The following is a 13,215-nucleotide window of genomic DNA, read 5'->3' as shown; positions in this document are numbered from 1 at the left end:
GGTGCCCGGGTCAGACGAGGCCGCCGTTGACGCGGACCGTCTGTCCGTTGACCCAGTGGCCCGCGGGGCTCGCGAGGAAGGCGACGAGCTCGGCGACGTCCGCCGGCTGGCCCAGGCGTTCGAGGGGTGAGGCCTTGGCCAGGCGCTCCAGCAGTACGTCGTCCTTGCCCTCGAGGAACAGTTCGGTGACGGTGGGTCCGGGCGCGACGGTGTTGACGGTGACGTCGCGGCCGCGCAGCTCGCGCGCCAGGATGAGCGTGAGCGCCTCGACGGCGCCCTTGGCCGCCGCGTACGCGCCGTAGCGCTCGAACGAGGTCCCGAGCACGGACGTCGAGAAGGTCAGCAGCGCACCGCCCGGCCGCAGCCGGCGCGCCGCCTCGCGGGCGACGACGAACGTGCCCCGGATGTTCGTGCGGTGCAGGTCGTCGAGGTCGTCCAGGTCCAGGTCGGCGATGGTCGACAGGGTCATCTTCCCCGCCGCGTGCACGATCACGTCGATGCCGCCGAACGCCCGCTCCGCGGCATCGAACATCGCGGCCACCTGCTGTTCGTCCGCGATGTCGGCCTGCGCCAGGACGGCGCGGGCCCCGGCGGCCTCGGCGGCGGCGAGCGATTCCTCGGCGGCCTCGCGGTTGCCGCCGAACCCGATGACGATCGCGTATCCGTCCCTCGCGAGCCGGGCCACGACCGCGCGGCCGATGCCGCGCGACCCGCCGGTCACGATCGCCGTCCGGGGCCGCGCCGTCTCGTCGGTGTGGTCCGGGCTCGTGGCGGAAGCGCCGGCAGGAGTAGGAGTGTTGTCTGTCATGGCCCCAAGTCTGCGCGCCGGCGGGCCGCGGTGGCAGACGGCGATCACCCAGGGGATGCCGTCCCCTGGCTAACCATCCGCACAGGGAGAAGACTGGACGCATGGACCTCACCGAACTCGGCGCGTTCCTCAGCTCGCGCCGCGCCCGCATCCGGCCCGGCGACGTCGGCCTGCCCCTCGGTCCCCGCCGACGGGTGCCGGGCCTGCGGCGCGACGAGGTCGCCCAGCTCGCGGGGGCGTCGGTCGAGTACTACATCGAGCTCGAACGCGGTGCGGGATCGCAGCCGTCCGAGCAGATGATCGCCGCGCTCGCCCGCGCACTGCGGCTCTCCCGCGACGAGCGCGACCACCTGTACCACCTGGCGGGCCGGCCGCTGCCGCGCGAGGGCGGGCCCGCGTCGCACGTCCATCCCGGCATGCGGGACCTCCTCGACCGGCTCGACGGCACACCGGCGCGGGTGATCACCGACATCCACGTCCCGCTGGTGCAGAACACCATGGCCCGCGCCCTCCTCGGAGACTTCGCGCCCCGGACCGGAATGGCGGCGAGCTTCGTCCACCGCTGGTTCACCGACCCCTCGGCCCGCGACATCTATCCCGAGGAGGACCACCCGCGGCACTCACGGTCCTTCGCCGCGGATCTGCGCGCGGCCGTGGCCCGCCGGGACGCGAAGGACCGCGAGGCCGCCGACCTGGTGGCCGACCTGCTCGACCGCAGCGGCGAGTTCGCCGAACTCTGGGCCCGGCACGACGTGGCCGTGCGCCGCGACGACCGCAAGCGCATCCGCCACCCCCGCGTCGGCGAGATCGAGCTCAACTGCCTGCACCTGCTCAGCGAGGACGGCCGGCAGCGGCTGCTCTGGTTCTCTCCCGTTCCGGACACCGACTCGGCCGAGAAGCTCGAACTGCTCCGGGTGATCGGCACGCAGGAGCTCCTGCCGGGTTGAGCAGGTCGTTGCCCGGGGAAGCGGCGGAGTGCTCGATAGCATGGCCGGGCGAACACCGATCGCCGACGCGCGGGCACCGAGCGTCGGCCGTACGGGAGGAGCCAGGGATGAGGGCCAACAAGATCCCCACCGAGGAGATCACCAGGGACCCGGCGGCGTTCGCCGACAGGGTCACCGCGGACGGACGGTTCGAGCGGACCGCCGAACCGGGGCGCTACCGGCTGGTCATCAACCGGGCCTGTCCGTGGGCGCACCGGGTCGTCATCACCCGTCGCCTCATGGGTTTGGAGGAGGCGGTCTCGCTGGCCGTCACCGACCCCCGCCAGGAGATCATCGACGGCGACCCCCACTGGGTGTTCACCGAGGAGACCGGCAGCCCCGGCGACCGGGACCCGGTCCTGGGCATCCACGCCCTGCGGGAGGCCTACCTGGCGCGTGATCCCGAGTACACCGGCGGTGTCAGTGTGCCGGGGCTGGTCGACATCCCCAGCGGGCACCTGGTCTCCAACGACTACGACCGGCTCTCCCTCGACATGGCCACGGAATGGGACGGCCTGGTGAGGGACGGCGCCCCGGACCTGTACCCCTCCGCGCGGCGCGATGAGATCGAGGAGCTGGGCAAGCAGATCTACCGGGACCTCAACAACGGTGTCTACCGCTCCGGGTTCGCACCCGACCAGAAGCGCTACGACCGGGCCGTGGCCGGGGTGTTCCGTCGGCTCGACGCCCTGGAGGAGCACCTCACCTCACGCCGGTACCTCGTCGGTGACTCCATCACCATGGCCGACATCAGGCTCTTCACCACCCTGGTGCGCTTCGACGCCGTCTACCACGGCCACTTCAAGTGCAACGTCCGCAAGCTCGCGGAGTACCCGGCGCTGTGGGCCTACGCCCGCGACCTGTTCCAGACGCCCGGGTTCGGCGATACGACGCACTTCGACCACATCCGTGTGCACTACTACTTCGTCCACACGGCCATCAACCCCACGCGGGTGGTCGCGGTCGGCCCGGACCCCCGCCTGTGGCTGACCGCCCACCGGCGCGAGGAGCTGGGCGGCGCCCCCTTCGGGCAGGGTGTCGCGCCGGGGCCGGTCCCGCAGGACGAGCGCGTCCCCGACCCCGCCTGACGAGCCGCCCCCGCCGGTCGGAGCCGTCGGCTCTCCTGCCGTCGGCGCGCCCGTCCCCTCCTGTCGGCGAGGCCTTCTCCGTCGCGTCCCGGCGCCCCTTCGCCCGGCCCCGCGGGGCGTCCGCGTGCACGCGGACGCCCCGCGGGGCCGTCTTTCCTCTGGTGCGGGGGACCGAAAACCCCTTGATCGAAACACAGGGGAATTGACGCGTGCCTCTTCGTGAGCAAACGATGACATCGCCCCCCACCTCCGTGCTGACGGCACCAGGTGATCCGGGGTGCAGGCAAAGTGCACGAAAAGCCACCAGGAGGGTCATATGAAGCTTTTGCACGCCATCGGGAGCACGGTCACGGTAGCCGCCGCGACAGTGCTCATCGGTACCGGGCCGGCCCAGGCCGCCACCGGTGAGGTCATCGTGTTCACCACGGAGCTCGAGGAGCTCACCACCTACCAGGACCCCGCCTCCGGCAGCTGCATGGCGTTGCCGGCGACCGCCCATGTCGTCATCAACCGGACCGACGCCGACGTGTACATCCACCCCGGTCGGACCTGTTTCCTCCCCGGAGTCCAGGTCGCACCGGACCACGGCTGGCACGCGCCGCCCAGTGGGATGTTCAGCATCTCAGTGGACTGACCGGCATGTCCGGATTCGCGGGTATAACGGCAATTCGCCACGAATGAAGAGAAAGGCTTTATTTGCAGTGAATTGCAGAAGTCTTATCCGCGGACCCCTTTACCGGTTTTCGGTCCCATGGCCGGGTTCGATCTTTTGACGTCCCCGGTTCTCGGGCCGGATTCTGGGTTCGGTTCGCGAGGGGCCGGTGGAGATCCCGACCTTTTCCGGTCGCCCCCACCGGTTTCCCCATCGGTTCTGCGGGGCTCGACCGCCTCCGCGGAAAGAGGAACACGCGCAATCGACCGGGAAAGGCGTTGGCCAGTATGCTGCACAGCTTCGTGGTCGGTCTGGGCAGGTCCGGGCAGGGACTGCACCTGCCGTCACTGGCCAAGGCACGCGAAGCGGCTCCGGACCTCGTCGCTCCGGGACCCGTGACCGCCTTCGACCCCTTCCGCGGGGCGGAACCGGTCCCGGGAGCGGTCATGGTCGGCTCCCTGGAGGAGGCCGTGCGCCGCGCCCCGCCCCACCGGTCCGTCGTCCACCTGTGCACCCCGCCGCACCTGCGCTCGGGGATGCTGGACCGCCTGGGCCGGCTCGGGTACCGCATGGTCATCGTGGAGAAGCCGTTGGCCCTGGACCTGGCGGGACTGGCGGCCGTGGCACGTGTACGCCGGCGCTGGGACCTGGACCTCACGGTGAGCACCCAGTGGCTGGACAGCGCCCTCACCCGGCGCCTGCGCGCCGCGGTCGAGGGCCGCGACCACGGACGGCTGCGCCGCATCGGCGTCGTGCAGAACAAGCCCCGCTTCACACACAGCGCCCAGACCCCTGGCCACCCGACCGCCTTCGACGTGGAGGTGCCCCACTCCCTCGCGGTGGCCCTCTCCCTGGCCGGGAGCGCCAGGCTCGTCACCGCCGCCTGGGAGGAGATGGCCACCGACCGCATGCGCCTGCCCCGCCTGGGCCGCGCCCGGCTCCGGCTGGACCACCACTGCGGCGTGCGCACCGAGATCGACTCGGACCTGACCTCGCCGGTGCGCGAGCGCCGCATCACCCTGGAGTTCGAGGAAGCCACGCTCATCGGCCACTACCCGTGCGGAGAAGCCGACCACACCGCCCAGCTGCGTGTGGCCGTCGCGGGGGTGGAGACCTCCCGGGAGGTCTTCGCCGACGACGCGCTGCCCGCGTTCTTCCTCGGCGCCTACGCCCGCTACCGGAGGTCCCCCTTCGGGCCGGGAACACTGCCGGTCCAGGTCGACACCGTGCGCCTGCTCACCGAGGCCAAGGACCTGTGCGCCGCGCAGGAGTCCCCGACCCCCCTGAACGAGGAGGCGCACAGTGTCCACAGCATCGGCTGAGTCTCCCGCCGGGCTCGCCGCCGAGCAGCCCGTCCGCGCGGCCAGACCCTTCCGCCCCGCCCTGGCCGGGATCGGCGACGAAGCCGCCCCGGACCTCGGCGGCCAGCTGGCCGCCCTGGCGCGGCTGCGGTGGAACCTCCTGGAGCTGCGCACGGTCGAAGGGATCCCCCTGGCGCACATGGACGACACCGCCTTCGCCCGGACGGCGGAGCGGATCGGTGAGGCGGGCGTGGGCGTGGTCTGCGTCGCGTCCAAGATCGGCGACTGGTCCCGGCCGGCCACCGGCGACTTCGCCGTCGACGTCCACGAACTCGACGTCCTGGCCCGGCGCTGCGCCCTCCTGGGCACCCGCCTCGTACGGGTGATGTCCTACCCCTCGGGCGGCCTGCCCGGGGCCGAGTGGGGAGCGCGGGTCCGCACCCGGCTGCGCGAGCTCGCCCTGCGCGCCGAGGACGCCGGACTGGTGCTGGCGCACGAGAACTGCGCGGGGTGGGCGGGTGAGGACGCCGAACGCATGCTGGACCTGGTCACCGGCATCGACAGCCCGGCGCTGAGGCTGCTGTTCGACACCGGCAACGGGGTCGCGCACGGCTACGCCGCGCCGCCGATGCTGCGTGCCCTCATCGACCATGTGGTGCACGTGCACGTCAAGGACGCGGTGACCGCACCCGACGGGACGGTGGGCTACGTGCCGGCGGGCACCGGCCAGGCCGGGGTCGTCGAGGTCCTGCGGACGCTGGCCGAGCACGGCTACGACGGGGCGCTGTCCATCGAACCCCACGTGCACCTGCGCCCGCACGAGGGCTCCGCCGCCGGCCAGGGCGACGGCGCCGACTTCGTGGCCCACGGGCACGCGCTCGAACGCCTGGTGGCACGGGTCGCCGAACTGACGGACGCGCCGGGCCCGCGCGGGGGAGCCGCCGGATGAGCGCCGCCCTCACCCCGGCCGACCGCGACCTGCTGCTGCGCCTGCTGCGGCTGCCCACCGCCGGTCCCCTGGAGACCGGCCCGGGCGGGCCCGCGCCGCGCCTGCGCGAGGCGCAGTCCGAGTACGCCCGCGCCGCCGGTGAGACGGGCTTTCGCACGGTGCTGCACGCCTGCGCCGACCCCGCCGACCTGGAGCGCCCGGACGTGCCCGCCCCCGTGCGCGAGGCACGGGGGACCCCCGGGTTCCTCGCCGACCAGCCCAGCCTCGTCCTGCGCCTGGGCCCCGATCTGCCGACCGCGCGCACCGTCATGTTCAACGTGCACCTGGACACCGTCGCGGGGGAGCAGCCGGTCCACTTCGACGGCCGGTGCTTCCACGGGCGCGGCGCCATCGACGCCAAGGGACCCGCCGTGGCGCTGCTGGCCGGAGTGCGTGCCGCCCGCGCGCTGCGCCCCGCCCTCGGGCGCGACGTCGGCGTGCTGATCCAGGCCGTGGCGGGGGAGGAGGGCGGCGCCATGGGCGTCCTCGGCACCCGGCCGCTGGTCGAGCGCGGCCACACCGGGCGGCTCAACGTCTTCTGCGAGCCCACCGGGCTGCGGTTCCTGCCGCGGAGTACGGCGGCGATGACCGCCCGCGTGGCCGTCGAGGGCGCCGACGCCATCGACGACCGGCCCGCGGACGGGCACAACGCCAGCGTGCTCCTCGGCTTCCTGGCCCAGCACCTGGGTCGGGCGCTCGACCACCACGCGGCCAGGGGCGCCGTGTGCGTGGCGGGAGTGCGCACCGGGGACCTGCACAACAGGGTCTACGGCACCGGATCGCTGCTGCTGAACCTCTCCTACGCATCGGCCACGGCCGGCCGCCTGCTGGAGGCGGCCGTGCACGAGGCCCTGGACGAGGGGCTGGACCTGTTCGCCAAGGACTTCGGGGACTCCGCGCTGTTCGGACGCACTGCCGCCGACGCACGCAACATCACCCGGTTGGAGTGGCTCAAGCGCGGCCTGCCGGTCCTGGACGACCGCGACCCCTGGGGGCACGCGCTCCTGCGCGGCGCCGGGATCCGACCGTGGCCGAGCGAGGAGCCGGCCTTCACCTGCGACGCCATCTGGATGGCGCGGGTCGCCGACGCCTGCACCGTGGTGCTCGGACCCGGCGACCTGTCGGCCAACAACGCCCACGCCCAGGGCGAGTTCGCGCGCGCGGACGAACTCGACGCCTTCGCCGCCGCGGTGACCCGCCTGTTGCTCGCCTTCACCGACGACGCGGTCGGGAGCCCCTGACCCCGACCGCCCCCGACCGCCTTCGACTGTCCCCGGCTGACCTCGACCGCCTCCGACCGACCCGATCGACCTCGACTGCTCCCGGCCGACCCCGACCGGCCATGACCGACCTGACCGCCTCCGACCGACCCCGATCGATCTCGACCGCCCCTGACCGCCTTCGACCGGTCGCGACTGGCCCCGTGACCGCCCCCGGCGGCGAACCCCGGTGCCCAGCCGAAGGGAGGCGCCCGCATCCGACCACGACCGCCCCCACGACCGCCCTGTGCCCAGGCCCCGAGCCTGCCCGCCCCCGCCGCACCCCTGAACGGAGGCCCGTGAACCCGACCGCTCCCGCTGCCCCCACAGCAGCACCGCACTCTCCGCCCACGGCCGAACAGCCGCCGACCGTCCGCGTACGCCACGACGACCTGCTCGCCTTCACCGCGGCGGTGTTCGCCGACCGCGGCCTGGCACCCGACCGGGCGCGCGAGGCCGCGCGGGCCCTGTGCCACGGCGACCTGACCGGGATGCGTTCCCACGGACTGGCCAACCTGACCCGCCTGTACCTCCCCCTGTTCGACGAGGGACGGACCGATCCCGCGGCCCGGCCCCGCACGCTGCGCGACCGCGGCGCCGGCCTGCTCATGGACGCCGACCGGGCCCTGGGGCTGTGGGTCGCGGGCGCGGCCATGGACCTGGCCACCGAGCGCGCCGCCGTGTACGGCGTGGGCGTCGTCGCCGTCCGCGGCGCCACGCACCTGGGCTGCGCCGGCCACCACGCGCTGCGCGCCGTCGAACACGGCATGATCGGACTCGTCGCCAGCAACTGCGGCGGCCAGCGCATAGCCCGGCCCCCCGGAGGGGCCGTGGCGATGCTGGGCACCAACCCCCTCAGCGTCGCGGCCCCGGCCGGATCCCACCCGCCCTTCCTGCTCGACATGAGCACCACGGCCGCCCCCACCGGCCGCGTCCGCCAGGCGGCCCGTGAGGGACGCGTCCTGCCCGAGGGCCTGCTGCGCGATGACCTGGGCGCCCCGGTCACCGACCCCGGCGCCTTCGACGCCGGGCGGGCCCACCTGATGTGGCTGGGCGGTGAGGCCGGGCAGTACAAGGGGTTCGGACTCGGCCTGGTGGTGGAGATCCTGGCCGCTCTCGTGCCCGGTGCGGGCACGGGCCCCAGCGCCGAGGCGCTCTCCGGCGACGGAGGGCCGAGCGGGCGCGACGACGACATCGGCTTCCTCGTGGCGGCCGTGGCCCCGGACGCACTGCGCGACGGGGCCGCGGCCGACGCCCAGGGGCTCTTCGGCGCGCTCCTGGCCTGTCCTGCGACCGACCCCGCCGCGCCGGTGCGCTACCCGGGGTGGCACGAGCACGAGCGGACCCGGGAGTGCCTGCGCTCGGGGGTCCCGCTCGACACCGCCCTGTACGACGAACTGGCCGGGGTCGCCGCGCGTGCCGGCCTGGCCCTGCCCGAGCCCGTGGAGGAGCGATGAGGTCCCCGTTGAGGGTCGGGGTCGTGGGCCTCGGCGTGATCTCGCGGTTCTACCTCCGAGCGCTGGAGGAGTCGGCGTCGATGCGGTTGGCGGCGGTGTGCGACCGCGATCCGGCGGTGCTGGCCGCCCACTCCGGCCGGGCGCCCGGGTACACCGACCACCGGCGGCTGCTGGAGGAGGGCGGAGTGGACGCCGTGGTGGTGACCGCGCCCAACGACGTGCACGCCCGGGTCTGCGCCGACGCCCTGGAGCGCGGGGCGGCCGTGTGCGTGGAGAAGCCCCTCGCCCTGAACGTCGCGGAGGGGCGGGCGCTGACGGCGCTGGCCCAGGACCGCGGGGCCGTCCTGTTCACGGCCTTCCACCGCCGCTACAACTCGGCCGTCGCGCGGTTGCGCGCGGCCCTGGCGCACGCGCGGGTCGAGGAGTTGACAGTGCGCTACCTGGAGCGGATTGAGGAGCACGCCGGCACCGACACCTGGTACCTGGACGCACGCAGGTGCGGCGGTGGATGCGTCGCCGACAACGGCCCCAACGCCTTCGATCTGGTCGACCTGCTGCTCGGCCCCGCCGACGTCGTCTCGGCCCGGATCGCGCGCGACGGGGCGGGCACCGACCGGCAGGCCGACATCGCGCTGCGCGCGGGCGGTACGCGGGCCCGGGTCCTGCTCGACTGGTCCTATGAGGGCGAGCGCAAGGACGTGCGGGCGCGGCTGGCCGACGGCCGGACGCTGAGCGCCGACATGCTGGCCGGCCACCCGGGCTTCAAGGACTCCCTGTGGCACGAGTACGCCGGGATCCTCGACGCGTTCGAGCGGCGCGTCCGCGGCGGCTCGCAGGAGGGGACCGGCGGCCTGGCCGCCCTGGCGCTCGTGGAGGAGGCCTATCGGCTGGAGGAACCGGTCGCCGAGGAGGTGGCCGGATGAACCCGCACGAGGACGGGGCCAAGCGGGCGGTCACCGCGACCCTGGTCAAGGTGCTCGTGCACCGGCGCACCGAGCGGGGCATGCGGCTCGAACCGTTCGCGAGCCGTTGCGTGCGCGCGGGCGAGGTGCACGAACTGGTCCTCACCGACCACACCGGGACCCGGGAGGGGACACGGATCGACCGGGTCGGCTTCCTGGGCTTCGCCGAGATCACCGGCGCGGGCGTGCTGGACCGGGGCGACGAGCTCTGGATCGGGTCGCGCCGGGTCGGGGTGCTGCTGGGGTTCGACGCCTGCCACTTTCCCAACCACTACAACGTGCTCGTCCACGCCGATCCGCTGTCGACGGGGCGGGACCTGGGTCTGACCCCGGGAGAGCCGCTGCTGTTCCTCCAGGGCCGGCCCGCGCCCGAGCCCGCGGCCGACTGAGGCGCCCGTGGTCGCACGGCGCCGGCGCGACCCTTTGTCCGAATATTTCTTAATTGTTTATCAGTGTGAATTGATCTGCCCTGTCGCAAGCGGGAAAGATCAAAAAGAATGAGCACCACGGTGTTTTATGGAGCTCGTCAGAGGTAGTATCTCTCTTGCAGGATCCATCGGGTTCCCGGTGGTCCCCCATATAATTCTGCATTTGTGTCAGGTGCCTTTAAAAAGGCTGCCTGAATTCTATCGAAGGGAATGTGTCATGGCAGTTGGCGTCAAGGAGAACAGCCGTCTCGAAGAGCGCTTCCGCCTCTGGGACGCGGACGGCAACGGCGTCATCGAGCGCTCGGACTTCGAGACCGAGGCCGACGGCATCATCACCGCCCTGGGTGCGCAGGGCACCCCCGCCGGCACCGAGCTCAAGCGGGCCTACCTGGCGATGTTCGACCACCTGGCCAACGCGGCCGGGACCGAGCGCATGGACAAGCCGGAGTTCCTCCGGGTCGCCGAGCAGGAGATCATCAGCAAGGGCGACGCCGGTTTCTCCACGGTCGTGGCCCCGACCATCCAGGCGATCGTCAAGGTCCTGGACACCGACGGCGACGGTGAGGTCAGCCCCGCCGAGATGGCCAAGTGGTTCGACGCCATCGGCCTCGACCAGGGCGCCGCCGACGAGGCGTTCCGTCAGCTGGACGCCGACGGCAGCGGCCAGCTGTCCGTGAACGAGCTGGTCGACGCCGTCCGCGACTACCACCTCGGTCGCAACGACATCCCCCTGCTCGGCGCCTGATCCGACGAGCCCACGCGGCGGGGGCCGGCCGGCCCCCGCCGCGGTCCGCGCGCCCCCGGGCGCGCGAATTCCGTTGCTCGACCGGTACAGGAATGGAAAGCGTGGAGACAACACTCCCACCCTCAGAAAAAACCGGCCCCCGGAATGGGGGCGGGGCTCCGGCCGTCCCCTTCTTCTCCCAGGCGGACACGTTTAGAGAACTCTGGCCCGAGATTCGCTCGCACTGCGTCAGAGTTCTGGACCGGGGCAAGTTCTCGCACGGATCGGGCGTCGCCGCATTCGAACACGCGCTCGCCCGCTGGACGGGCGCCGAGCACGTGGTCGGCGTCAACTCCGGTACCGACGCCCTGGTCCTGCTCCTGCGAGCGGCCGGTCTGCGACCCGGTGACGAGGTCGTCGTGCCCGCCTACACCTTCGTCGCCACGGCCACCTCCGTCGTGCTCGCCGGAGGGGTGCCCGTCTTCGCCGACATCGAGGAGCGCGGCTACGGGATCGACCCGCGCTCGGTCGACGCCGTGGCCACGTCCCGCTCCCGCATGGTCATGCCCGTGCACCTGTTCGACCGGTTGGCCGACATCAGGGGCGTGCACGAGGTCGCGCGACGGCGCGGACTGACCGTCGTGGAGGACAGCGCGGAGGCCATCGGCATGCGCCAGGACGGCAGGCACGCCGGACTGCTCGGTGCCGGCGGGGTGCTCTCCTTCTTCCCGGCCAAGACCCTGGGCGCCATCGGCGACGCCGGGGCGCTGCTCACCGACGACGACACCGTGGCCGAGACCGCGCGGGCCCTGCGCCACCACGGCCGCGGCGGCCGCACACTGGACCACTTCCCCGGCATCTCCAACCCCACGGTGCTCGCCGGCTACAACAGCAAGATGGACGACGTCCAGGCGGCCGTCCTGCTCGCCAAACTCGGCCGCCTCGACGCCGACATCGCCCGCCGGGCCGCGCTGTCGGCGCGCTACGACGAGCGGCTGCGCCAGATCCCCGGCGTGCTCGCGGTGCCGGGCGACGTCGCGCCCCACCCCGGCGGGAACCGCGTCTGCTACGTCCACCTCATCGAGGTCGAGCGGCGCGACGCCCTCGCCGCGCACCTGGCCGCCCGGGGCATCGCGACCGAGGTCTACTACCCCACCCCCCTGCACCTGCAACCGTGCTTCGCCCACCTCGGCCACCGGCCCGGGGACTTCCCGCGCGCCGAGGCGGCGTGCGCGGCGGCCCTGGCCCTGCCCCTGTACGCCGACCTGTCCGAGACCGACGTGGACCGGGTGTGCGACGGCATCGAGGACTTCTACACCGGGAGGCGACGATGACCACGGCGACCGCCGAGAGAATCCCCTTCTTCCCCTCCGACCTGTTCGAGGGCGACCGCGAGGCGCTGCTGGACACGGTGCATGCGATCGGCACCGGCGCCGACCAGAAGTTCATCCTCGGAGAGCGCACCGCGGGCCTGGAACGCGCACTGCGCGAGGGCCTGGGCGCGGACGACGTCGTCGCCTGCTCCAGCGGGACCTCCGCCCTCACCCTGGTCCTGACCGCCATGGACGTGGGGCCGGGCGACGAGGTGGTGGTGCCGGCCTTCGGCTGCGCGCCCCTGGCCGCCACCGCCGCCAACCGCGGCGCCCGGCCGGTCTTCGCCGACATCGACCCGCTCGCCCTGACCGCGGACCCCGCCGCGGCCGAGGCGCTCATCACCGAGCGGACCAAGGCGCTGATGCCCGCGCACATGTTCTCCGTCATGGCGGACATGCCCGGCTTCCGCGCGCTGGCCGACCGGTACGGGCTGCGCCTGGTCGAGGACTCCGCGGTCGCCCAGGGCGGGACGCTGCGCGGGCGGCCCGCGGGGCGCTGGGGCGACGCGGGCGTGTACTCGTTCGTCCAGGTCAAGACGTTCGGGATGCCGGGCGAGGGCGGCGCGGTGGTCACCGACGACCGCGCGCTGGCCGCGGACGTGCGCATGCTGCGCAACCACGGGCAGGACGGCGTGCACCGCTTCCGGCACCACCGCGTCGGCTACAACAGCCGCTTCGACGAGGTCATGGCCGCCTTCCAGCTGCACCGCCTGGCCGGCCTGCCCGGCCGCCTGGCCAGGCGCGCCGAGATCGGCGCCTACTACTCCGAGCGCTTCGCGTCCCTGGCCGACCAGGGGATCGTGGCGCCGCCTGTGGGCGGCGACGGACGCTGCCACTACGTGTACGCGGTGCTGGCCGAGCGGCGCGAGGCCCTCGTGGACCACCTGGCCGCCCACGGCGTCGACTCGCACGTGTACTACCCCCGCACCCTGCCCGAGCAGCCCGCGTTCGCCCACTACGCCGCCGACGGCGTCCGCCCGCTCCACGCGGAGTCGGCCGCCCGGCGCAACCTCGCCCTACCGCTGTACCCGCATCTGAGCGACGCCCAGGTGGAGCACATCGCCGACACCGTCTGCGCGTTCGCCCGCTCCCAGGACAGGGACCGGTAACGGGAGCCCGGCCTCCAGGGCACACCGGCCACGCCCCCACCAGCAGGAAGGAGAAGGGCGTTTCCCCCCGGCCCCGAGGG

General features: G+C 73.3%; 13 protein-coding genes. 12 read left to right on the top strand and 1 reads right to left on the bottom strand.

Translation table 11 applies throughout. From position 1 onward, the window contains the following. Positions 1-10: 10 nt before the first annotated feature. On the bottom strand, positions 11-808 hold the full coding sequence (locus DFP74_RS27120) for an SDR family oxidoreductase (RefSeq protein WP_121185988.1): 798 nt from the start codon (positions 806-808) through the stop codon (positions 11-13). Positions 809-909: 101 nt separating this feature from the next. Between DFP74_RS27120 and DFP74_RS27115 the strand changes: the two genes are divergently transcribed. The 12 genes from DFP74_RS27115 (at position 910) to DFP74_RS27060 (ending at position 13,135) form a co-directional block, all read left to right on the top strand. Continuing rightward, entirely contained in the window at positions 910-1,755 is an 846-nt protein-coding gene (locus tag DFP74_RS27115) for a helix-turn-helix transcriptional regulator (protein ID WP_121185986.1), read from the top strand. A gap of 107 nt (positions 1,756-1,862) precedes the next feature. After that, complete coding sequence (locus DFP74_RS27110; RefSeq protein ID WP_121185984.1) at positions 1,863-2,882, top strand: glutathione S-transferase family protein; 1,020 nt, start codon at positions 1,863-1,865, stop codon at positions 2,880-2,882. Positions 2,883-3,198: 316 nt separating this feature from the next. Continuing rightward, a complete protein-coding gene (locus tag DFP74_RS27105; RefSeq protein WP_121185982.1) occupies positions 3,199-3,516 on the top strand; it encodes a hypothetical protein in 318 nt (105 codons plus the stop codon). 305 nt (positions 3,517-3,821) lie between these two features. Next, positions 3,822-4,856: an oxidoreductase gene (locus tag DFP74_RS27100; RefSeq protein WP_121185980.1), complete on the top strand. Its 1,035-nt coding sequence runs from the start codon at positions 3,822-3,824 to the stop codon at positions 4,854-4,856. Next, entirely contained in the window at positions 4,837-5,784 is a 948-nt protein-coding gene (locus tag DFP74_RS27095; RefSeq protein ID WP_199725794.1) for a sugar phosphate isomerase/epimerase, read from the top strand. The genes DFP74_RS27100 and DFP74_RS27095 overlap by 20 nt, the downstream gene beginning before the upstream one ends. Next, positions 5,781-7,064, top strand: a complete 1,284-nt coding sequence (locus DFP74_RS27090; RefSeq protein WP_121185978.1) for a M20/M25/M40 family metallo-hydrolase — start codon at positions 5,781-5,783, stop codon at positions 7,062-7,064. Before DFP74_RS27095 ends, DFP74_RS27090 begins: the two co-directional genes overlap by 4 nt. A 317-nt stretch (positions 7,065-7,381) precedes the next feature. Continuing rightward, entirely contained in the window at positions 7,382-8,539 is a 1,158-nt protein-coding gene (locus tag DFP74_RS27085) for an Ldh family oxidoreductase (RefSeq protein ID WP_121185976.1), read from the top strand. Beyond that, positions 8,536-9,462, top strand: a complete 927-nt coding sequence (locus DFP74_RS27080; RefSeq protein WP_121185974.1) for a Gfo/Idh/MocA family protein — start codon at positions 8,536-8,538, stop codon at positions 9,460-9,462. Before DFP74_RS27085 ends, DFP74_RS27080 begins: the two co-directional genes overlap by 4 nt. Continuing rightward, complete coding sequence (locus DFP74_RS27075; protein ID WP_121185972.1) at positions 9,459-9,890, top strand: DUF6917 domain-containing protein; 432 nt, start codon at positions 9,459-9,461, stop codon at positions 9,888-9,890. The genes DFP74_RS27080 and DFP74_RS27075 overlap by 4 nt, the downstream gene beginning before the upstream one ends. Positions 9,891-10,146: 256 nt before the next feature. Next, positions 10,147-10,674 (top strand): EF-hand domain-containing protein, encoded by a 528-nt coding sequence (locus DFP74_RS27070; RefSeq protein WP_121185970.1) that lies wholly within the window; start codon positions 10,147-10,149, stop codon positions 10,672-10,674. 92 nt (positions 10,675-10,766) lie between these two features. Continuing rightward, entirely contained in the window at positions 10,767-11,987 is a 1,221-nt protein-coding gene (locus DFP74_RS27065) for a DegT/DnrJ/EryC1/StrS aminotransferase family protein (protein ID WP_121185968.1), read from the top strand. After that, a complete protein-coding gene (locus DFP74_RS27060; protein WP_121185967.1) occupies positions 11,984-13,135 on the top strand; it encodes a DegT/DnrJ/EryC1/StrS aminotransferase family protein in 1,152 nt (383 codons plus the stop codon). Before DFP74_RS27065 ends, DFP74_RS27060 begins: the two co-directional genes overlap by 4 nt. Positions 13,136-13,215 lie beyond the last annotated feature (80 nt).

The organism is Nocardiopsis sp. Huas11 (assembly GCF_003634495.1).
Lineage (GTDB): Bacteria > Actinomycetota > Actinomycetes > Streptosporangiales > Streptosporangiaceae > Nocardiopsis.
Note: the sequence above shows the minus strand (reverse complement) of the source record. Positions and strands in the feature narration are given on the sequence as shown.